This window comes from Pseudomonas sp. AC255, assembly GCF_979258175.1.
On the sequence record NZ_OZ409841.1, the window covers coordinates 73,809 to 94,312 of the forward strand.

The 20,504-nt window shown below is 61.0% G+C and carries 24 protein-coding genes and 1 pseudogene; 14 read left to right on the forward strand and 11 right to left on the reverse strand.

Annotated elements, in window-relative coordinates:
• Positions 1-124 precede the first annotated feature (124 nt).
• The 4 genes from ACZZ0K_RS00415 to ACZZ0K_RS00430 all read right to left on the reverse strand — a co-directional run bounded on the left by ACZZ0K_RS00415 (position 125) and on the right by ACZZ0K_RS00430 (position 2,211).
• Positions 125-691 carry a hypothetical protein gene (locus ACZZ0K_RS00415; protein ID WP_024014498.1) on the reverse strand — a complete coding sequence of 189 codons (567 nt, stop codon included), beginning with the start codon at positions 689-691 and terminating at the stop codon, positions 125-127.
• A complete protein-coding gene (locus tag ACZZ0K_RS00420) occupies positions 688-1,095 on the reverse strand; it encodes a hypothetical protein (protein ID WP_463558926.1) in 408 nt (135 codons plus the stop codon). The genes ACZZ0K_RS00415 and ACZZ0K_RS00420 overlap by 4 nt, the downstream gene beginning before the upstream one ends.
• A gap of 259 nt (positions 1,096-1,354) precedes the next feature.
• Positions 1,355-1,633, reverse strand: coding sequence for a hypothetical protein (locus ACZZ0K_RS00425; protein ID WP_463558927.1), 279 nt, complete (start codon positions 1,631-1,633; stop codon positions 1,355-1,357).
• The gene (locus ACZZ0K_RS00430) at positions 1,630-2,211 is read right to left on the reverse strand and encodes a PAAR domain-containing protein (RefSeq protein WP_225930982.1); all 582 of its coding nucleotides are present in this window, start codon (positions 2,209-2,211) and stop codon (positions 1,630-1,632) included. Before ACZZ0K_RS00430 ends, ACZZ0K_RS00425 begins: the two co-directional genes overlap by 4 nt.
• A 135-nt stretch (positions 2,212-2,346) precedes the next feature.
• On the opposite strand from ACZZ0K_RS00430, the gene ACZZ0K_RS00435 reads away from it, so the two are divergent.
• Positions 2,347-2,706 (forward strand): hypothetical protein, encoded by a 360-nt coding sequence (locus tag ACZZ0K_RS00435; protein WP_258707250.1) that lies wholly within the window; start codon positions 2,347-2,349, stop codon positions 2,704-2,706.
• Positions 2,707-2,818: 112 nt separating this feature from the next.
• Here the strand turns inward: ACZZ0K_RS00435 and trxA are convergent, their stop codons facing one another.
• From trxA to ACZZ0K_RS00450, 3 genes are all read right to left on the reverse strand, one after another.
• Entirely contained in the window at positions 2,819-3,691 is an 873-nt protein-coding gene (gene trxA / locus ACZZ0K_RS00440; RefSeq protein WP_258707249.1) for a thioredoxin, read from the reverse strand.
• Between the two features lie 204 nt (positions 3,692-3,895).
• Entirely contained in the window at positions 3,896-4,549 is a 654-nt protein-coding gene (locus tag ACZZ0K_RS00445; protein WP_150742334.1) for a class I SAM-dependent methyltransferase, read from the reverse strand.
• Complete coding sequence (locus ACZZ0K_RS00450) at positions 4,546-5,010, reverse strand: YbaY family lipoprotein (protein WP_024014493.1); 465 nt, start codon at positions 5,008-5,010, stop codon at positions 4,546-4,548. The genes ACZZ0K_RS00445 and ACZZ0K_RS00450 overlap by 4 nt, the downstream gene beginning before the upstream one ends.
• A gap of 128 nt (positions 5,011-5,138) precedes the next feature.
• Here ACZZ0K_RS00450 and nrdR point away from each other — a divergent pair, with 128 nt between their 5' ends.
• The 12 genes and pseudogenes from nrdR (at position 5,139) to ACZZ0K_RS00510 (ending at position 13,953) form a co-directional block, all read left to right on the forward strand.
• The gene (nrdR, locus tag ACZZ0K_RS00455) at positions 5,139-5,603 is read left to right on the forward strand and encodes a transcriptional regulator NrdR (RefSeq protein ID WP_007910946.1); all 465 of its coding nucleotides are present in this window, start codon (positions 5,139-5,141) and stop codon (positions 5,601-5,603) included.
• Positions 5,600-6,733, forward strand: coding sequence for a bifunctional diaminohydroxyphosphoribosylaminopyrimidine deaminase/5-amino-6-(5-phosphoribosylamino)uracil reductase RibD (gene ribD / locus ACZZ0K_RS00460; RefSeq protein WP_258707248.1), 1,134 nt, complete (start codon positions 5,600-5,602; stop codon positions 6,731-6,733). The genes nrdR and ribD overlap by 4 nt, the downstream gene beginning before the upstream one ends.
• A gap of 47 nt (positions 6,734-6,780) precedes the next feature.
• Positions 6,781-7,443: a riboflavin synthase gene (locus tag ACZZ0K_RS00465; protein WP_016772981.1), complete on the forward strand. Its 663-nt coding sequence runs from the start codon at positions 6,781-6,783 to the stop codon at positions 7,441-7,443.
• Positions 7,444-7,464: 21 nt separating this feature from the next.
• Positions 7,465-8,555 (forward strand): annotated as a pseudogene (gene ribBA / locus ACZZ0K_RS00470) (bifunctional 3,4-dihydroxy-2-butanone-4-phosphate synthase/GTP cyclohydrolase II).
• A gap of 90 nt (positions 8,556-8,645) precedes the next feature.
• Positions 8,646-9,122, forward strand: coding sequence for a 6,7-dimethyl-8-ribityllumazine synthase (ribH, locus tag ACZZ0K_RS00475; RefSeq protein ID WP_003228649.1), 477 nt, complete (start codon positions 8,646-8,648; stop codon positions 9,120-9,122).
• Positions 9,119-9,619 (forward strand): transcription antitermination factor NusB, encoded by a 501-nt coding sequence (nusB, locus tag ACZZ0K_RS00480; protein ID WP_122506600.1) that lies wholly within the window; start codon positions 9,119-9,121, stop codon positions 9,617-9,619. Before ribH ends, nusB begins: the two co-directional genes overlap by 4 nt.
• A 27-nt stretch (positions 9,620-9,646) precedes the next feature.
• Entirely contained in the window at positions 9,647-10,612 is a 966-nt protein-coding gene (gene thiL / locus ACZZ0K_RS00485) for a thiamine-phosphate kinase (RefSeq protein ID WP_258707247.1), read from the forward strand.
• Positions 10,609-11,112: a phosphatidylglycerophosphatase A family protein gene (locus ACZZ0K_RS00490; protein ID WP_024014487.1), complete on the forward strand. Its 504-nt coding sequence runs from the start codon at positions 10,609-10,611 to the stop codon at positions 11,110-11,112. Before thiL ends, ACZZ0K_RS00490 begins: the two co-directional genes overlap by 4 nt.
• A 25-nt stretch (positions 11,113-11,137) precedes the next feature.
• Positions 11,138-11,875 (forward strand): substrate-binding periplasmic protein, encoded by a 738-nt coding sequence (locus tag ACZZ0K_RS00495; RefSeq protein ID WP_258707246.1) that lies wholly within the window; start codon positions 11,138-11,140, stop codon positions 11,873-11,875.
• Positions 11,876-12,119: 244 nt separating this feature from the next.
• Positions 12,120-12,737, forward strand: coding sequence for a GTP cyclohydrolase II (ribA, locus tag ACZZ0K_RS00500; protein WP_041477692.1), 618 nt, complete (start codon positions 12,120-12,122; stop codon positions 12,735-12,737).
• Positions 12,734-13,153: an MFS transporter gene (locus tag ACZZ0K_RS00505; RefSeq protein WP_073475718.1), complete on the forward strand. Its 420-nt coding sequence runs from the start codon at positions 12,734-12,736 to the stop codon at positions 13,151-13,153. Before ribA ends, ACZZ0K_RS00505 begins: the two co-directional genes overlap by 4 nt.
• On the forward strand, positions 13,153-13,953 hold the full coding sequence (locus ACZZ0K_RS00510; RefSeq protein ID WP_252882747.1) for a cobalamin-binding protein: 801 nt from the start codon (positions 13,153-13,155) through the stop codon (positions 13,951-13,953). Before ACZZ0K_RS00505 ends, ACZZ0K_RS00510 begins: the two co-directional genes overlap by 1 nt.
• Positions 13,954-14,090: 137 nt before the next feature.
• On the opposite strand, the gene ACZZ0K_RS00515 is transcribed toward ACZZ0K_RS00510, so the two are convergent.
• From ACZZ0K_RS00515 to ACZZ0K_RS00530, 4 genes are all read right to left on the reverse strand, one after another.
• Positions 14,091-15,950 (reverse strand): TonB-dependent receptor domain-containing protein, encoded by a 1,860-nt coding sequence (locus tag ACZZ0K_RS00515; protein WP_463558928.1) that lies wholly within the window; start codon positions 15,948-15,950, stop codon positions 14,091-14,093.
• Between the two features lie 139 nt (positions 15,951-16,089).
• On the reverse strand, positions 16,090-17,988 hold the full coding sequence (dxs, locus tag ACZZ0K_RS00520; protein ID WP_150638375.1) for a 1-deoxy-D-xylulose-5-phosphate synthase: 1,899 nt from the start codon (positions 17,986-17,988) through the stop codon (positions 16,090-16,092).
• A gap of 91 nt (positions 17,989-18,079) precedes the next feature.
• Entirely contained in the window at positions 18,080-18,967 is an 888-nt protein-coding gene (gene ispA, locus ACZZ0K_RS00525; protein WP_041477698.1) for a (2E,6E)-farnesyl diphosphate synthase, read from the reverse strand.
• Positions 18,964-19,206 (reverse strand): exodeoxyribonuclease VII small subunit, encoded by a 243-nt coding sequence (locus tag ACZZ0K_RS00530; protein WP_016772991.1) that lies wholly within the window; start codon positions 19,204-19,206, stop codon positions 18,964-18,966. The genes ispA and ACZZ0K_RS00530 overlap by 4 nt, the downstream gene beginning before the upstream one ends.
• A 496-nt stretch (positions 19,207-19,702) precedes the next feature.
• Here ACZZ0K_RS00530 and ACZZ0K_RS00535 point away from each other — a divergent pair, with 496 nt between their 5' ends.
• Complete coding sequence (locus tag ACZZ0K_RS00535) at positions 19,703-20,494, forward strand: YfaP family protein (protein WP_150742325.1); 792 nt, start codon at positions 19,703-19,705, stop codon at positions 20,492-20,494.
• Positions 20,495-20,504 lie beyond the last annotated feature (10 nt).

Sequence of the window (20,504 nt, forward strand, 5' to 3'; positions counted from 1 at the left end):
ATGTAATCTTATAACGAAAGTGCGCAGAGTGTGCCCGTGCGCTTGAGATTGCGCAAGACATGGCTAAGCACCGCCCGGGATGAGGTCGCGGGCGGTGCTGGGATTGAATGTCATGCTTGCAGAATCAGAAGCCTGCGCCGGGATAGTCGAACCAATAGTGTCCCGAAAGGACATCGTTGATCAGATTTGCGTCGAGCACGCTCGGGGCATCGCGACTGAAACGCTGTCGCCAAGCCGGAAGCCACCAGTAGTTGATGGCTGTTCCGCGCGGAAATACCACCAGAGTCAGCACCTCCTTATCCATTTTGCCCTGCGTGTAGAGTTGATGACTGCGATCCATCAGGGCCATGTACTGGTCGATTGGCAGTCTGAACATAAGTGCCATGGTGAAGATTTTTTCACTCTGACTGAACGCCGGACTCTGCAGTACCCGCAATGCTTCGCAAGTGTGTGAATTCGGTTGACTCGCTATGCTCTGGCCTTCGGGGGTTGAAAGTATGTCGAAACGATCATCCATGTCTCGCCAGTCGGTCCGGCTATTGCGCTCAAAGTAATCACGAATAACAAGGGTCAGTGGACCTGCAGTTTCCCCGTCAGCGGGACAAGCCGAAAGATCGGCAGGCAACCAGATGCGCCATGCCACGATGAGCAAAAACGGAATTATGAGGAGGAGCGAATAAGGGCGTTTCATTGTGGCGTGCTGTGTTTGTAGCGTCGGAAAATAGTGAAGTCATGGTCGCTGGGATTTGCATTACCGGTCGCATGGCGAAAACCTGCGTCGTTAACTTCAACTTTTTCCCACCCTGCAGAAATGCATACGCCCTTCGTTAGAACGAAGCCGACATGGCCGCTGGCGTCGGAATAATTCATTGCGTAAGCGCCGACGTCCCCGGGCAACGGCGTGCGCTCGACTTTCCAGCTGTTGAGCAATCGTTGTCCATTCGCCCATTCACCCGCGAGCGGAGGACTAACCTTGGAGAAATATGGCAGGTATTTCGATTTGCCATGTTCAATCAACGCCACGTTGACCCCAATTGCGGTCAGCACGTCGTAGACGAACAGATTGCATTTATTTGTGTTTGGTGGAAATTCCACGCTCTGCCTTAGAGTAGGGTGTGGCAGCGACTTTTGCTTTTATTCCCTGCCCACTGTGTTGATCCCCGGTGTGACAGCGCCTCCATCAGTATCCTGCGCGGCATGTCCTGAATGACGACTTTCACCGTTCGGGTTTCATTTGTACGTTTCACACCATATTCGACTTCGTAGAACGCGTCGTTCGAGACAGCGCCGCTGGTCGTTAGCGGGACTTTTACCCACGGTGATATCGCTACGATCGAAAGAGACTTCCCTGGATTCAACGTAGCAGTGTGCATACCTTTTTTGTACCGGAGTTCCCCACAATCTGAACCGTCACTTCGTGGGTGTCTCGGGTTTTGATCGACGGTAGTTCCTTGCCCGCGAGCGTTATAGCGATCTGGCCGTTTTTGGATATCAATGAATAAATGCGAGGCCTGTCATCGTTTTGAACGATGTTGTCATCTACGACCTGACCGTCGATAAGCAGCTGAAATTTTACGCCTGGCGGTGGCTGCATCAGAAAGTCTTTAAAGATGAGTTTGATTTCCGATTTCATGACAAATCCTGTGTCAGGGGCTCTTCATAGGCATAGAAAGTCCATTCGGAATCTTCCCCTACCAACAGGGTGTCGTAATCCGAAGCGTTTTTTACCGGGTGTTCGCAGCCTTCGCCTGTGAGGTTGCAAGTGCTGTCTTGTAAAACGGCAACCTTCGCCTTGTCCTTGAGTTTGTAAGCCAAACCTGGCTTTTCCGTGTCATCAAGGCGTTCGATGATGACCTGCAAGTAGCGATAAGAGGTCAGGGCAGCAATCGGTGGCCCCATGTCAATTGGAGCGGGCCGGCCAATTCCTGCGAAACCACTGTGTTGCTGAGTGAGCAGCTTATTGGTCATGGGCGGACAACCGCAGGCGACGTAGTCACCCTCTAGCGCAGCTGGTCCGGCAGGTAAAATCAGCGTTCTTTCACCCACTGCTACGATGGGGCCTTTGCCAGGCCCACAGACCGGACAACTGGCGAGTTGTCCAATGGAAGCGATTATTCTTCCTTCGATATTGAGGTTCTCATTTCCTTCAAGTATCACGCCACCTGTAGAGGTCGGGCCTCCTTTAGAGGCCAGTTTTCGTCCTGAAGACATTGGGAATCCTTCCCGCAAAAAGAGATTAATTTAGCCGATTAACCGGGAATTACCAGATGTGTTTGGCGCCCTTTACTTGGCGTTGCACAAGTCCCATGGGAGCATGCAGGTCAGAAAAGTGCAGGAGCGAACTCGATGTTGCGGATACGCGGAACGGTCGGCGAGGTGCCGGTGGATTTGACGGTGGAGCTGGATGACAGCGATTGGGCGAGGCTGGGTTCGGCACTGAGCGGGCAGGCGCCGGTCGCGCAGTCTGAGGCAGTGGCGTCGGCCCCGGCGGCGAAGCCGGTGAATCAGGACGATGCGCTGTGGCAAGTGGCCAAAGACTTGCTGCGCAAGGCCGGGCAACTCAGTGGACCGGATCTGCTCGATCAACTGGAAGCGCTGACCGGCAGTGCGGTGGCGGGCAAGCGTTTGCTCGTGCGCTTGCGCCACAGTGCCGATGTGCAAGTGGCGAGCGGCGGGGATACGCCGCTCTATAGCTGGATCGGGTAAGCCTTAAAAGATCGCAGCCTTCGGCAGCTCCTACAGAATCAGCGTTCATCCGCAAAAACCGCGGTGAACACGATCGGATGTAGGAGCTGCGGCCCGCTGCGATCTTTTGCTCTCAATAAAGCGCAGCAAACATCTTGCGGCGATACACCGTCACCAACGGATGATCATTGCCCAGCAGTTCGAACACCTGCAGCAAGGTCTTGTGCGGCAAGCCTTCGCCATAGTTGCGGTTGCGGATGAATAGCTTCAGCAAGGCGTCCAGCGCCGCTTCGTATTGCTGGCGCGCCAGTTGCTGGATCGCCAGTTGGTACACCGCTTCATCATCCTGCGGATTTTGCGCCAGGCGGCTCTTCAGGTCGGCGGCGTCCGGCAGGTCGCGGGCGAGGCCGAGGAACTGGATCTGCGCCTTGGCCCCAGCGAGTGCGGCTTTGTGCTCATCGCTCTTGACCGCGTCGAGCACGGTTTGCGCTTCGCCCAGCTCACCGCGTTCGGTCAGGCAGCGTGCGTAAAGGATCAGCGCTTTGGCGTTGGTATTGTCTTCATTGAGAATGGTCACCAGCACCGCTTCCGCCTCGGCGAAGTGACCTTCGTCGAACATCGCTTGGGCCTGTTCGAACGGGTCGGCAGCGGCCGGTGGCGGCATCTGCACATGCGGTTCGAGCAGGGCGCGCACGGCGGATTCCGGTTGTGCGCCGGCAAAGCCATCGACCGGCTGACCATCCTTGAACAGCACCACGGTCGGCAGGCTGCGAATGCCGAAGCGGGCGACGATGTCCTGCTCGATGTCGCAGTTGACCTTGGCCAGCAGCAACTCGCCCTGATAGCTCTCGGCAATGCCTTGCAGCATCGGCATCAACGCCTTGCACGGCGCACACCATTCGGCCCAGAAATCCACCAGCACCGGTTTGTTGAAGGAGGCTTCGATCACCGACTGGTCGAAATCGGCAGTCGTGGCGTCGAAGATATACGGCGTTTGCTCACTCATGGGGGATCTCGTCGAAGAAGCTTGGAATGGGGCAACTATACGGCGTGGTGGGGTGCGGCCGGAAGCCGGGCAGGTTTTGAGATATGTGTCGCCTGGAAGGACGCTATCGCGGGCAAGCCCGCTCCCACAGTGTTTTGGGTATTACGCAAAATCTGCGGACGACTTCAGACCCTGTGGGAGCGGGCTTGCCCGCGATGCTTTTAACTAACGGCGCGCATGGTAGAGGCTGACATGTCTGAATTCTTCGGGCTCGGCCAGATCGGGGAGGGTCATCGCCTCCAGCATCTCGATCCGTTCATACAACGGATGCCGAAAATCCCGCACCCGTGAATCCGCCACCAGCGCCTCGCGTCCGCGACTGAGAAACGCGTCGAGCAGCGGCAAGTTCGCCCGGTCGTACAGCACGTCGGCGACCAGGATCAGATCGAAGCGATCGGCTTCGGCAAAGAAATCCGTCGAGTAGCTCATCTGCACAGCATTGAGCTCGGCATTTGCCCGGCAAGCGGCGATCGCCAACGGATCGAGATCGCACGCCACCACTTCCAGCGCCCCGGCCTTCACCGCCGCGATCCCGGCAATCCCGGAACCAGCGCCGAAATCCAGCACGCGCTTGCCGCGCACCCAGTCGGGAAACTGTGCCAGATAACGCGCCACGGCCAGGCCGCTGGCCCAGCAAAAACTCCAATACGGCGGTTCATGCAGGATGCGCCGGGTTTCTTCCTGGCTGAATTCGCGGGCCATGTTGTCGCCGTCGATCAACCACAGCTGCAAATCGGTGCCCGGCAACGCGCAGGCTTTCAGTCTGGCGTCGCCGAGCAACTCCCCCAAGGCCTGTTGCAGGTCGAGCGGTGCTGTCATGGCGCTTTGACGAATTGCAGCTGGCCCAACGCCTGAGTGGTCGGTTGGGTGATGGTCTGCGACGGTAGATGCAGGATCAGTTGCCCGGACTGGCTGGCGCGACCGCGCAGCTCGACCCGTGCGCCGGCCGGAAATGCCTCGGGGTTGAACCGCAGGTGAAACGGCAGGATCTGGTTGTTGCCGATCAGGCTGGAACTGGCGAGCAGTTGCTGTGGGCGGTCCTTTTCATCGATCACCAGCAGCGCCAGTTCGACTTCGGCGCCGGCCGGCACCCCTTGCAGGCTGCCGCTCAATTCGCGCTGATGCGCCGGCAGCGGGCCGAGTTCGGCAGCCTCTTTGGCTTTTTTCTGCGCCTGCTGCGGCGCGGGGCCTGGCGTCGGCGGTTGCGGCTTGGGTGCGTCGCTGCCACAGGCCACCAGCAGGCTGAAAAGACTGAGCAGAACGAGCGGACGTAACGGCATTGGAGGCTCCGGCAGAATGAATTCCATGGATCAGACGATCATGCCGTTCTGTATACCGCAAAGCCTATGGCTTGTCTTGCCACGGGGATGCGCTACCATGGCCCTCCCATTTTTTGTTGCCAGCCACCATGCACTGTCCCTTCTGCGGTGCCAACGACACCAAGGTCATCGACTCGCGTCTGGTCGCCGAGGGCGAACAGGTGCGCCGCCGGCGTGAATGCCTGGCCTGCGGCGAACGTTTCACGACGTTCGAGACGGCCGAACTGGTGTTGCCGCGCCTGATCAAAACCGACGGCAGCCGCCAACCGTTCGACGAAGAAAAACTCCGCGCCGGCATGCAGCGCGCGCTGGAGAAACGTCCGGTCAGCGTCGAGCGCCTCGAATCCTCTCTGGTCCACATCAAGCACAAGCTGCGCGCCACCGGCGAGCGCGAGGTCAAGTCCCTCGTGGTCGGCGAACTGGTCATGGCCGAGCTGCAAAAGCTCGATGAAGTCGCCTATATCCGTTTCGCTTCGGTGTACAAGCGCTTTCAGGACCTCAATGAATTCCGCGAAGAGATCGACCGCCTCGCCCGCGAACCGGTGAAAGAATGACCACCGCCGCCGAGCAGGCGATCCTCGACGCGCATTTCATGGCGCGCGCGCTGGAACTGGCGCGCAAGGGCCACTACACCACTCATCCCAATCCACGAGTCGGTTGCGTGCTGGTGCGTGACGGGCAGATTGTCGGCGAAGGCTGGCATGAGCGCGCCGGCGAACCCCATGCCGAAGTCCACGCCCTGCGCGCGGCCGGTGAACTGGCCCGGGGCGCGACGGCGTATGTGACCCTCGAACCTTGCAGCCACCATGGCCGCACACCGCCGTGTGCCGATGCCTTGGTGACTGCTGGCGTTGCCCGGGTCGTGGCGGCGATGCGTGATCCCAATCCACAAGTCGCCGGGCGCGGTTTGCAGCGCCTGGCCGAGGCCGGTATCGCCACGGAAAGTGGTGTGCTGGAAGCTGAGGCGCGCAAGCTCAATCAAGGTTTTCTGAAACGCATGGAACATGGCTTGCCGTTCGTGCGGGTCAAGTTGGCCATGAGCCTCGACGGGCGCACGGCGATGGAAAGCGGCGAGAGCCAATGGATCACCGGCCCGGCGGCGCGTTCGGCGGTGCAGCGTTTGCGCGCTGAGGCGGCGGTGGTGCTGACCGGCGCCGATACGGTGCTGGCCGACGGCGCTCGGTTGACCGTGCGCGCGGACGAACTCGGTCTCGACAGCGAGCAAACCGCGCTGGCCATGAGTCGCCCACCATTGCGCGTATTGATCGATGGCCGCCTGCGAGTGCCGCTGGATGCGCCGTTCTTCAAGGCCGGGCCGGCGCTGGTCGCCACCTGTGTCGCGGTCGAGGAGCAATACGCCAATGGCCCGGAATGCCTGATCGTGCCGGGTGCCGACGGCCAGGTCGATCTGCATCAATTGCTTATCGAACTGGCTAGTCGTGGCACCAACGAGGTGCTGGTCGAGGCCGGTCCGCGTCTGGCCGGCGCCTTTGCGCAACTGGGGCTGGTCGACGAGTTCGTGATCTTCATTGCCGGCAAATTCCTCGGCTCCACGGCGCGTCCGCTGCTCGACTGGCCGCTGGCGCAGATGAAAGAAGCGCCGGAACTGAAAATCACTGAAATCCGCGCGGTGGGCGATGACTGGCGAGTCACTGCGATCCCTGTCCCTTCAGCCCGCGTATAATTCCCGGCCATTGCGTTAGCGCTGGCCTCGTTCTCAAGGAGAACCCCATGTTCACCGGCATCATCGAATCCATCGGCAGTATCCGCGCACTGACCCCAAAGGGCGGTGATGTGCGGGTGCACGTCGCAACCGGCAAGCTCGATCTGAGCGACGTCAAACTCGGCGACAGCATCGCGGTCAACGGCGTTTGCCTGACCGCCGTCGAGTTGCCGGGCGACGGCTTTGCCGCCGACGTCAGCCGCGAAACCCTTGATTGCACCGCCATGAATGACCTGAAAAGCGGCAGCCCGGTCAATCTGGAAAAAGCCCTGACCCCGACCACTCGCCTCGGCGGGCATCTGGTCAGCGGACACGTCGACGGCGTCGGTGAAGTGGTATCGCGCAGCGACAATGCCCGCGCCGTGGAATTTCGCATCCGTGCGCCGAAAGAACTGGCCAAGTACATCGCCCATAAAGGCTCGATCACCGTCGACGGCACCAGCCTGACCGTGAACGAAGTCGATGGCGCCGAATTCATGCTGACGATCATTCCGCACACCCTCAGCGAAACCATCATGGCTTCTTACAAGCCGGGCCGCCGGGTGAATCTGGAAGTCGACCTGCTGGCGCGTTATCTGGAGCGTCTGCTGCTGGGTGACAAGGCTGCGGAAAAGACCGCCGGCAGCACCATCACCGAAAGCTTTCTGGCCCAAAACGGCTACCTCAAATAATTCAAAAGAAGGGGGTGCCTTGTGGCGCTCAATAGCATCGAAGAACTGGTTGAAGACATCCGCCAAGGCAAGATGGTCATCCTCATGGATGACGAAGACCGCGAGAACGAAGGCGACCTGATCATGGCCGCCGAATGCTGCCAGGCCGAACACATCAACTTCATGGCCAAGCACGCCCGTGGCCTGATCTGCATGCCGATGAGCCGTGAGCGCTGCGAACTGTTGAAGCTGCCGCTGATGGCGCCACGCAACGGTTCCGGTTTCGGCACCAAGTTCACCGTTTCGATCGAAGCCGCCGAAGGCGTGACCACCGGCATCTCCGCCGCCGATCGCGCGCGCACTGTGCAAGCGGCAGCCGCCAAAGACGCCAAGGCTGAAGACATCGTCAGCCCGGGCCACATTTTCCCGCTGATGGCCCAGGCCGGCGGCACCCTAGCTCGCGCCGGCCACACCGAAGCCGCTTGCGACCTGGCGCGCATGGCCGGTTTCGAGCCCAGCGGAGTGATCTGCGAAGTGATGAACGACGACGGCACCATGTCCCGTCGCGCTGAACTCGAAGCATTCGCCGCCGAACACAACATCAAGATCGGCACCATCGCCGACCTGATTCACTACCGGATGATCCACGAACGTACCGTTCAGCGGATTGCCGAGCAGCCGCTGGATAGCGAACTGGGCCAATTCAACCTGGTGACCTATCGTGATTCGGTGGAAGGCGACGTGCACATGGCCCTGACGCTGGGCACTGTCTGCGCTGAGGAGCCGACGCTGGTTCGCGTGCACAACATGGATCCGCTGCGCGATCTGCTGATGGTCAAGCAACCGGGCCGCTGGAGCCTGCGCGCCGCCATGGCTGCGGTCGCCGAGGCCGGCAGCGGTGTGGTGCTGCTGCTCGGTCACCCGCTTGATGGTGACGTGCTGCTGGCGCATATCCGTGAAACCGGCGAGCAGGCAGCGCCGAAAAACCGACCACCTACAGCATTGTCGGGGCCGGTTCGCAGATCCTGCGTGACCTCGGCGTGCGCAAAATGCGCTTGATGTCGGCACCAATGAAGTTCAATGCGATATCCGGTTTCGATCTGGAAGTTGTAGAATACGTGCCCTCCGAATAATGACCGGCTGTTTCCGGACTCCGATTCGCGGCAAATAATCACTGAGGGGCGCGTAGCAGACGCGTCCCGGCTCTTTAAGAGAACTGACGAATGACCCTGAAGACCATCGAAGGTACCTTCATCGCCCCTAAAGGCCGCTACGCTCTGGTAGTGGGCCGCTTCAACAGCTTCGTGGTTGAAAGCCTGGTCAGCGGTGCCGTTGATGCCCTGGTTCGCCACGGCGTGAGCGAAAGCGACATCACCATCATCCGCGCACCGGGCGCCTTCGAAATCCCGCTGGTTGCGCAGAAAGTCGCCCAGAAAGGCGAGTTCGCAGCGATCATCGCCCTTGGCGCGGTCATTCGTGGCGGTACTCCGCACTTCGAATACGTGGCTGGCGAGTGCACCAAAGGCCTGGCCCAGGTCTCCATGGAATTCGGCGTACCGGTTGCGTTCGGCGTGCTGACCGTCGATTCCATCGAGCAAGCCATCGAACGTTCCGGCACCAAGGCCGGTAACAAAGGTGCCGAAGCTGCCCTGTCCGCTCTGGAAATGGTCAGCCTGCTGGCGCAGTTGGAGGCCAAGTGATTAGCGACGAAAGCGATCGTTTCAACCCGCGCGATCCGAAACCTGCGGATGCCGGCAAGCCGTCGAAAAGCGCCAAGCGTCGCGAAGCCCGTCAGCTCGCGACTCAAGCGCTGTACCAGTGGCACATGGCCCGGCAATCGCTGAACGAGATCGAAGCGCAGTTTCGCGTTGATAACGATTTCTCCGATGTCGACGGCGCCTACTTCCGTGAAATCCTTCACGGGGTTCCGCAGTTCAAGACCGAAATCGACACCGCCCTGACGCCGTGCCTGGATCTGGCGATCGAAGAGCTGGACCCGGTTGAACTGGCGGTTCTGCGCCTGTCGACCTGGGAACTGCTCAAGCGCGTCGACGTGCCGTACCGCGTTGTGATCAACGAAGGTATCGAACTGGCCAAGGTGTTCGGTTCGACCGACGGCCACAAGTTCGTCAACGGTGTGCTCGACAAGCTGGCCCCGCGCCTGCGTGAAGCTGAAGTGAAGGCGTTCAAGCGCTGATCGGCGCTTGAATACTTTTTCTCGGCCATGGGCGAGTTTGAGCTGATCCGCAATTTCTTCGCCGCCGCGCCTTGTGCGCAGGGCGGCGAGGGCGTTGCTCTGGGGATCGGTGACGACTGCGCCTTGCTGGCAGTTCCCGTTGGGGAACAGCTGGCGGTTTCCACCGATACGCTGGTGGCCGGTGTGCATTTCGCCGACCCCTGCGATCCGTTTCTGCTCGGTCAGCGCTCGCTGGCCGTCGCGGTCAGTGACCTGGCCGCCATGGGCGCCGCGCCCGTTGCCTTTACCCTTGCCCTGACCTTACCGACGGTAACTGCCGATTGGCTGCAAGCCTATGCCCGGGGTTTGAACCGCATGGCGCAAAGCTGCGGCGTTGCCCTGGTCGGCGGCGACACCACGCGCGGGCCGTTGAGCCTGACGGTCACCGTGTTCGGCCGCGTACCCGCTGGCCAGGCCTTGACCCGCAGCGGTGCGCAGGCCGGTGATCTGCTCTGCGTCGGCGGCGAACTGGGCAATGCCGCCGGCGCCTTGCCGCTGGTATTGGCTCAACGTGATGCCGAAGCGCATATCGCCCAGCCGCTGCTCGAGCATTACTGGTCGCCACAGCCGCAACTGGCGCTCGGTCAGGCCCTGCGCGGCAAGGCCACGGCGGCACTGGACATCTCCGACGGCCTGCTCGCCGATTGCGGGCATATCGCGCTGGCGTCGAAGGTGCGACTTGAGATTGAACGCGAGCGTGTACCGTTGTCGGATGCTTTAGTCGCGTTTCTCGGCCAGCGCGGTGCCGAGCGCGCGGCATTGAGCGGTGGTGATGACTACATACTGGCCTTCACCTTGCCGTCCGCCGAGTTGCCGGCACTGCTGGCCGACGGCTGGCCGATCCATGTGATCGGGCAAGTGCTGCCGGGCCAGGGCGTGGTGCTGCTGGACCGCGACCGACGCGACATCACTCCGCAGATTCGCGGCTACCAACATTTTCAGGAGACACCGTGACAGATCACCCGAAACAGGTTCCTGCCGAATTCGTGCCTCCTTCGGTCTGGCGCAATCCGTGGCATTTCCTCGCGTTCGGCTTCGGCTCCGGCACGTTGCCAAAAGCCCCGGGCACGTGGGGCTCGCTGGTGGCGCTGCCGTTCATTCCGCTGTGGCAGATGCTGCCCGACTGGGGCTACTGGCTGATGCTCGGCATCACCATGCTGTTCGGCTTCTGGCTGTGCGGGAAAGTCGCTGACGATTTGCGCGTGCACGACCACGAAGGCATCGTCTGGGACGAAATGGTCGGCATGTGGATCACCCTGTGGCTGGTGCCGGAAGGCTGGTACTGGTTGCTCGCGGGTTTTCTGGTGTTCCGCTTCTTCGATATTCTCAAGCCGTGGCCGATCCGCTGGATCGACAAGCATGTGCATGGCGGCGTCGGCATCATGCTCGACGACGTGCTGGCCGGTGTGTTCGCCTGGCTGGCGATGCAAGGGCTGGTATGGATATTCGCCTGATTCGACTCACGTGAGGAACCACGCAATGCTGCGACGCGGGTTGGCGCTGCTGCTTCTGGCTCTGCTGGGCACGTTCGCCCACGCGCAGGCCGCCGCGCCTGTGCCTGCGGTCATCCACCTGGCCAGCGAAGACTGGGAGGATTACACCGCCGCCGATGGTCACGGTCTGGCGTGGGACGTGTTGCGCAAAGTGTTCGAGCCGGCCGGGGTCAAGCTGGATATTCGCACGGTGCCGTACACCCGTTCGATCGGGCTGGTGCAGTTGAAGGAGGTCGACGCACTGGTCGGCTCCTACCGTGACGAAGCCGAGCACGTGCTGTACCCGCAATCGAAGTTCGATTCTGATCACATCTACGCGCTGGGCCTGGCCAGCAGCCCGCCGCCGACCCTGGCGACCCTGGGCAGATACCGTTTGGCCTGGGTGCGCGGCTACCGTTACGAAAACTACTTGCCGAACATCCAGCGCTTCAACCAGATCGAACGGCGCACCGGCATTCTGCTGATGCTCAAGCAGGGCCGGGCGGATTACTACATCGATGCATTGACCGAGATTGAAGCGGTCGTGCGCGATGCCGCAGATCCAGCGCAGTACCGCTATTCGCATCTGGCTGAGTTGCCGCTGTTTCTCGGTTTCGCTGATACCCCGCAGGCTCGCGCGTTAATGGCGCTGTATGACCGGCGCATGGCGGAACTGGTCAAGAGCGGAGAGTTGAAGCCGGTCTTCGAAAAGTGGCAGCAGCCGTATCCGTTCAACCCGAACTGAAGCCGACTCAAATCTCTGTAGGAGCTGTGGCACGCTGCGATCTTTTGATCTTGATATCAAGCCAGATCAAAAGATCGCAGCCTCGTTGCACTCGACAGCTCCTACAGGGAGCGGCGGTGCTGGCGGCAGCTGTCATCAAACTTTTTGATGTTTATGCCCGATAATTCAGCCTAAGCGTCTACAGGAACCTGCTGTTACAATGCCCGCCTGCGAATTTTCAGTCTTCTAGATCAGGAGCACATCGGTGCCTGTCGTCTTCGTCGCCGCTTCCAAGCTGCCAACGCCTTTTGCGCAATTCACCATGCACGGCTTTCTCGATGAGAGCACCGGGCGTGAGCACGTCGTGCTGAGCCTCGGTGAAATTGCCGATGGCGCCCCGGTACTCGGTCGTCTGCATTCCGAATGCCTGACCGGCGATGCCTTGTTCAGCCAGCGTTGTGACTGCGGCTCGCAACTGGAAGCCGCGTTGCAGGCGATCGCCCGCGAAGGCCGTGGCGTGCTGCTGTATCTGCGTCAGGAAGGGCGCGGCATCGGTCTGCTGAACAAGATCCGTGCCTACGAGTTGCAGGATGGCGGCGCTGACACCGTGGAAGCCAACGAGCGTCTGGGCTTTGCTGCCGATCAGCGCGACTACGCCATGTGCCTGCCGATGCTCGAACACCTGGGCGTGAAATCCCTGCGTCTGATGACCAACAACCCGCGCAAGGTCAAAGCGCTGACCGACATGGGCATCGTCGTCGCCGAACGCGTGCCGCTGCACACCGGCCACAATCCGCACAACAAACTCTACCTGGCGACCAAGGCCAGCAAGCTCGACCACATGATGGGCAACGAGCATCAGGGCGAGGCCGACCGCGCGTGACCCGCGGCCAGGTGCGGCGGCGGTTGTCGGTGGCCTGGTGGCAATACCTGGCGCTGGCGCTGTTGCCGCTGTTCGTGCTCAACGCGCTGTTCGGTGAAGGCCAGGGCCTGTTGCCAGTGCTGGCGATGCCCTTGTTCATCGCTGGCGTCGCCTCGATGTTTGTCAGCCTGAAGTATTTCGCCCGCTACAAACACGCCCTGATCGCCACGCAAAAAGCCCTCGATACCGCCGAAGAACCCGCCGCCTGGATTGCCCTTGCGGCGCGTCGGCGTACGGCGTTGCTGGTAGCGTCCCTGCCGGCCTGGATTGGCGCACTGGCGGTGTTCGTCGGCCTCGAAGCCGTGCCGTTGATGCTGCTGGCGCTGTCCACCGCCGTGCTGTTCTACCTCTACCGTATTCCGCGTCAACTCGGTTGATGCCTCGCCTGTGGCTGGCGGTTGTGCTGCTCGCCCTGAGCAGTCAGGTGCCGGCCGCATTGCGGGTGGTCAGCCTCGCGCCGTCGCTTTCCGAAATCGTCGTTGAACTGGACTCTGCCGACCTGTTGGTCGGCGTGCTGGATGCGGGCGAGCGGCCGCCGGCAATTGCCGATGTTGCGTCTGTGGGGCGCTACGGTCAGCTCGACATGGAGCGCTTGCTCAGCCTGAAACCGGATTTGCTGCTGCTCTGGCCCGGCAGCGTCGGCGCCGGGCAGCGTGATCAGCTCAAACGTCTGAACATTCCGACCTTCGTCGCCGAGCCGCACACGTTGACGCAACTGGCGACGCAAATTGAAGCGATCAGCAAACAGCTGGGGCGTCCTGAACGTGGGGCGAAACGAGCGGCCGAATTGCGCGAGCAGCTGAATGATCTGCGCCAGCGTTATCGTCGTGATGTGCCGCTGCGGGTGTTTTATCAGGTCTGGGACAAGCCGCTGTACACCGTCGGGGGAGGGCAGATCATCAGCGATGCGCTTGAGGTGTGCGGCGCGCGCAATATCTTCGCCGAGCTGAATCTGCCGGCACCACAGGTGAGTATCGAGGCGGTATTGCAGCGTGATCCCGAGGTGATTGTCGCCGGTGATCAGGCCCAGCTAGGGGCGTGGAAGGCCTGGCCGCAGGTGGCGGCGGTCAGGCAGGGGCGGTTGTTGCTGGTCAGTGACAAAGGCCTGGAAAGGCCCAGTGGTCAGATGATCAGTGCGACCGCCAAACTCTGCCAATTGATCGCGCCGGATCGGTAGACCGCATCGCCTGTATTCGCGAGCAGGCTCGCTCCCACACTGGATTTTCGCTGAAAACAAAATGTGTGGCCGCACTCAATCTACTGTGGGAGCGAGCCTGCTCGCGAAGAGGCCTGCCAACCAACACAAATGTCAGTTCAGAGTTCAGGAGTCCAGGTGACCCCGAACATCCATGCCCGACCTTCCTCACGATAGCCATACTGCGCACCTTCATAGCTGTAGTTCGCCCGGCTGTAACCCTTATCCAGCAGGTTATCCACCTTCAGATCCAGCTTGATCTCACGGCTCAACGCCCAACTGCTGCGCAGCCCGAGCGTGCCGTAGCCGCCCAGCGACTGGGTGTTGTTCAAATCATCGTAACTGCCACTGACCAACTGCCAACTGGCGCCCACTCCCAAGCGATCGAACTGCCGGTCAAGATCCCAACTGGCCGTGCGCCGCGCCCGTCGCGCCAGCGTATGCCCGGTATCGCGATCTCGCGGGTCAATGATTGCCACGCCGAGATTGCTCTGCCAGCCAAACAGCTCCTGCTTCAGCGCTGCTTCAAAACCGTTGATGCGCGCTGACGCAACGTTCTGTGGAGGCCTGCCGTCCGCGTAGATAATCGCGTCCTTCAAGTCTATTTGGTAAAGCGAGGCCTCTACACGGCTATTTTCACCGAGCTTGCTGCGCCATTGCAGTTCGTAGCTCTTTGAGGTTTCGGGTTTCAAATCCGGGTTGCTGTAGCTCGGGTAGTACAGGTCGTTGAAGGTCGGCGCGCGGAAACCTTCGCTGTAGCTCAGCAGCACGTCGTTATCCGGATTGAGCGGCAGGGTGAAAGTGCCGCTCCAGGTGTTCTGGCGGCCGAACTGCTGATTGTCGTCGTGGCGCACGCCGATCTCGGTGGAGAAGCTGTCGGCCTGATAGCGATGCTGGATGAACGCTGCGCGGTTCCAGCGGCTGTCTTTGTCGAATGCAGCGTTGCTATTGACGCGATCCTCGTACCAGTCGCCGCCGAGGATCAGACTGTTTTGGGCATTTAGCGTCAGGTCATTCTGCCAATTTACCGAATCGCGATAAGTGTTGAACGAATAGTGTTCGTCGAAGAGTTTATCCAGGGTCTTCTCGCGGTTTTCGGTATGGCCAAACTCGACGCGGGTTTTCCAGCTTTCATTGACCCGCGCATCGACATAACTGCTGATGCTGCTGACATTGAAATCACTATAGGGCTGCTGTTGCACCGATCCGGACGGACTGTCGAATTCGCTCCTGCCACGGTTATCCAACAGATTGGCGCCGACTTCGATGTCCTCGTTCAGCGCGTGGCTGAGGCTCAGGCTCAGGGATTTGTTGCGGTAGGCGTCATGGTCGCTGTCGCTTGGATACGACTCGTGGGTACGGTCGATCCCCGCAGTTTCGTCGAGGCTGGCGCCGAGGTTGAAGCGGGTCTTCTCGTCACCGCCGGACAAACCGAGGCTGCGCTCCCATGTCTGCTGACTGCCGAAGCCCAGATGCAGGCGTGGCTGCAAGCCTTGCCCAGTGCCACGCCGGGTGAAGATCTGGATCACCCCGCCAATCGCGTCGCTGCCATAAATCACCGAGCGCGAGCCGCGCAGCACTTCGACTCGCTCGATCTGCTCGATGTTCAGATGTTGCAGATTGCTGTCGCCGGAAGTCGAATTGCCGATGCGCTGGCCATCGACCAGCACCAGGCTCTGCGCCGATTGCGTGCCGCGAATGTAGATCCCCGGCAGACTGCCGCGCCCGCCAGTCTGCGCCACTTGCACGCCGGGCACGCGACGCAGCAGATCGGGCACGTCGCTTGGTAGCAGGCGATCAATGTCTTCGCGGGTGAACACGGTGTTGGCGGCGCTGCTGTCGTTGCGCGCCTCGACCTGACGATTGGCGCTGATCAGCGTGTCCGGCAGCTTCAGCGCCTGATCGCGCTCGAAGGTGTCGGCGACGGCACTGGCGGTTGGCAGCAGGAAGAAGGGCAGGGCGAGGCGGGAGAGTTTCATGGCAATCTATGGTCTTTGCAAAACCATGTAGGAGCTGCCGAAGGCTGCGATCTTTTGATTTTGCTTTTTAAAGGTTCCGGAGCTGCCGAAGAGCAAGATCAAAAGATCGCAGCCTTCGGCAGCTCCTACAAGGATTGCGTCAGCTATTGAGCAAATCCAGCCGCTGGCGAATCGACGCTTCGATCCCGGCCTCATCCAGCCCGCACTCGGCAAGCATCTGCGCCGGTTTCGCATGCTCGACGTAAATGTCCGGCAAGCCCAGATGCAGCATCGACTTGAGGATGTTCTCGCGGGCGAGGAATTCGCTGACCGCGCCACCGGCGCCGCCCATGATTGCGTTCTCTTCGATAGTCACCAGCAACTCGTGGTTGCCGGCGATCTCGCGCACCAGCGCTTCATCCAGCGGTTTGACGAAACGCATGTCGACCACGGTGGCGTCGAGTTTCTCGGCGACTTTCAAGGCTTCGCTCAGTTGCACGCCGAACACCAGCATGGCGACCTTGCTGCCCTGACGACGGACGATGCCCTTGCCGATTTCGATCGCTTCGAGATCTTTTTCGATGACTGCATTCGGGCCGCTGCCGCGTGGGTAACGCACCGCCGCCGGGCCGTTGTAGAGGTGGCCGGTGGTGAGCATCTTGCGCAATTCGTTTTCATCGCTCGGGGTCATGATGAGCATGCCCGGGATGCAGCGCAGGTAGGACAGGTCATAGCTGCCAGCGTGGGTCGGGCCGTCTTCGCCAACCAGACCGGCGCGGTCAATGGCGAACAGCACGTCGAGGTTCTGCACGGCGACGTCGTGTACCAGTTGGTCGTAACCGCGTTGCAGGAATGTCGAATAGATCGCCACCACCGGTTTCGCGCCTTCGCAGGCCATGCCGGCGGCGAAAGTGACCGCGTGCTGCTCGGCAATCGCCACGTCGAAATAACGCTCCGGGAAACGCTCGCTGAACGCCACCAGATCCGAGCCTTCCTTCATCGCCGGGGTGATCCCGACCAGACGAGCGTCAGCCGCCGCCATGTCGCACAGCCACTCGCCGAACACCGCCGAATACTTCGGCCCGCTGGCGGCTTTCGGCGCAGCGGCCGGGGCGTCCAGAGGTTCGAGTTTGGTGATGGCGTGGTAGCCGATCGGGTCGACTTCCGCCGGGGCGAAGCCTTTGCCTTTCTTGGTGACGATGTGCAGGAACTGCGGGCCTTTGAGATCGCGCATGTTGCGCAGGGTGGCGATCAAGGTTGGCAGATCGTGGCCGTCGATCGGGCCGATGTAATTCCAGCCCAGCTCTTCGAACAGGGTGCCGGGGACCAGCATGCCTTTGGCATATTCTTCGGTACGACGGGCGATTTCCCAGGCGCCGGGCAGGCGCGAAAGGACTTTCTTGCTGCCCTCGCGCATGCTTGCGTAGGTGCGGCTGGAAAGGATCTTCGCCAGATAATTCGACAGCCCGCCGACGTTGCGCGAGATCGACATATCGTTGTCGTTGAGAATCACCAGCATGTTGGCGTTGACTTCAGGCGCATGGTTGAGCGCCTCGAAAGCCATGCCGGCGGTCAGCGCGCCGTCGCCGATCACGGCGATGGCCTTGCGATCGCTGTCCTGCAGGCGGGCAGCAATGGCCATGCCCAGCGCAGCGCTGATCGAGGTGCTGGAGTGGCCGACGCCGAAGGTGTCGTACTCGCTCTCGGAGCGGCGCGGGAATGCGGCAATGCCGTCCTTCTGACGCAGGCTGGCCATGCGCTCGCGGCGACCGGTGAGGATCTTGTGCGGATACGCCTGATGCCCGACGTCCCACAGCAGACGGTCGTCCGGGGTGTCGAAGACGTAATGCAGCGCGATGGTCAGCTCGATCACGCCCAGGCCGGCACCGAAATGCCCACCGGTCTGGCCGACCGTGTAGAGCAATTCCAGGCGCAACTCATCGGCCAGGGTTTCCAGCTCGGCTTCGCCTAACCGGCGCAGGCCGTCCGGCGTGTTCGCGCGGTCGAGCAGGGGCGTGGTCGGGCGCTTGCGGGGAATCTCATGAAACGTCGTGGGCATCAGGCGAATCGTTATAGGTATAAAAGATGCGGCAGTTTACCTGATGCATCGGCCCCTGCCCACGCGTTGGTCTTTTTTGGCCGATACGCCGTCAGTTGCGCCGCTCGACGATATACCGCGCCAGCTCGCGCAGCGGCTCGGCAGCCGCGTCAAACGGTCGCAGCGCCTGCAGGGCCTGATCGCGCAGTTCCAGAGCGTAGGCCTTGGCAGCGTCGAGGCCGAGCAGGGCCGGGTAGGTCGGTTTGTCCCGGGCAATGTCGGCGCCCTGACGTTTGCCGAGGGTAGCGGTGTCGCTTTCCACGTCGAGGATGTCGTCCTGCACCTGAAAGGCCAGGCCGATGGCCTGTGCATAAGTCTGCAATGCCTGCAGCTGATCAGGCTGGGCGCGGCCGCTGGCCAGTGCACCAAGCTTGACGCTGACTTCAATCAGCGCGCCGGTCTTGTGTCGGTGCATCTGCTCGAGGGCCGTTTGATCGAGCTTGAGACCGACCGAACCGAGGTCGATGGCCTGGCCACCGACCATGCCCGCCGGACCGGCTGCGTGGGCCAGCGCCGTGACCATCTGCAGACGGATTTCGCTGCTGCAATCGCTCAGGCGCGGGTCGAGCAGGGCGCTGAAGGCCAGGCTCTGCAAGCCGTCACCGGCGAGGATCGCGCAGGCTTCGTCGAATTTCTTGTGGGTCGTCGGCTGGCCGCGACGCAGATCGTCGTCGTCCATCGCCGGCAAATCGTCATGCACCAGCGAGTAGGCGTGGATCAACTCGACCGCACAGGCCGCGCCACTGGCCTGTTCAGCCTTTCCGCCGAGGGCTTCGCACGCCGCGTAAGCCAGCAACGGGCGCACGCGCTTGCCGCCGTTCATCACGCTGTAGCGCATCGCTTCGTAGAGCCGCGCCAGTTCCGGCAGCGGCGCGTTGAACAGCGTTTCCAGCGCCGCGTTGACCCGGGCCTGACTGCTCGCCGAATACGCCGCGATCATTCTGGCTCATCCGCGTCGAAGGGTTCCTCGGCGAGCTCGCCATCGCGCTCCAGCAGCACCTGCACTTTCTGCTCGGCCTGGGCCAGCGCCGCCTGGCAGTCACGGGTCAGGCCGATGCCCTGCTCGAAAGCGGTCAGCGAGTCTTCCAGCGACAATTCACCGTTCTCCAGACGCTCGACCAGTGTTTGCAGGTCGGCGAGGGATTGTTCGAAATCCAGTGCAGCTTTTTTGCGGGCCATGGCGGCAATTTCCGGTAGACGTTAAACCGGCGCGACACTAGCAGATAGGGGGTATGGGCAAATGAGACGCCCCACCCAAAGCCGCGCACATGACCCCGTGGCGAGGGGATTTATCCCCGCTGGGTTGCGTAGCAACCCTAAAACCAGACAACCGATACTCTCAGGAAAATCGAAGTCGCCGGTTTTACGACTGCTGCGCAGCCGAGCTGGGATAAATCCCCTCGTCACAAAGTTAATGTGAAGTTTCGGGGCTGAGGCTTATTCGGCTCATTTTATGAGCCGAATAACTTCGCTATTCGGCTCACGCCCTCTCGAAAGCGAGATTCCTACAGCAATCACACATGTATCCGATTGTTAAAAAACTGCCGAATCGCTAATCTTCGCGGCTTCTACGGCCCCGACAGTTGCGGGGCGTTCAGACGAAACGCAGTTCACCGCTGTGAAGTACCGAGGATCGGGTGCAAGGTTTCGTTCAAGGCATGGCAGGAGGCGTCACATGCGTTCATTTCTTTTGCTGCTGATCGGCTTCGCCTGCGCGCCTGTGCTGTGGGCCGCGCCGGCTGCGCAATTGTCCGAGCCGGTCGGCGGCTGGCGTTATCACGGCCTGCTCGATCGCTCGGAAAATTCGCAGGTCGCCTACCCGACGCCGCCGATCGATCGCGGCATTCAGCGCAATCGCACGATGATCCAGGGCCAGCTCAAAGCCCTCGGCCACATGCGTCCGCCGCACAGCCTCGCCGTCAACGGCAATCCATTGAATCTGTACACCGATGATCAGGGACGTTTTGCCCGGCCCTACGCATTTGGCGCCGGTTCCAACAGCGTCGAAGTGATCAGCGCCGAGGGCCAGTCGCTCAAGCGCGTGCAATTTTATGAAGCAAATAATCTGCGCACGCCGGCGCGGATTCGTCTTGTCTTGGGATGGGACGACCCTAAAGCCGAGCTGGATCTGCATATTGTCACCCCCGACGGTCAGCATGCCTTTTGGGCACGGCCGGCGCTGAGCAATGGCGGCGGCCTCGACCCGGATGGTGTCGACGGCCCCGGCCCGGAAATGTTCACCATGACCGCGCCGCTGCACGGCACGTATCTGGTCTACGTCAACTATTGGGGCAACTACGGCGATGGTGGCTATAACTTCGAGGAAACCAGTAATCAGAACGAGGTGATCACCTCGCAGATCACCCTGGTGCTCAACGAAAACACCGTCGACGAAAAACGCGAAACCTTCATCGTGCCCCTGCGGGCGATCGGTGATTTGTTGCTGGTCAAGACTTTCAACTATTAAGCATCCCGCC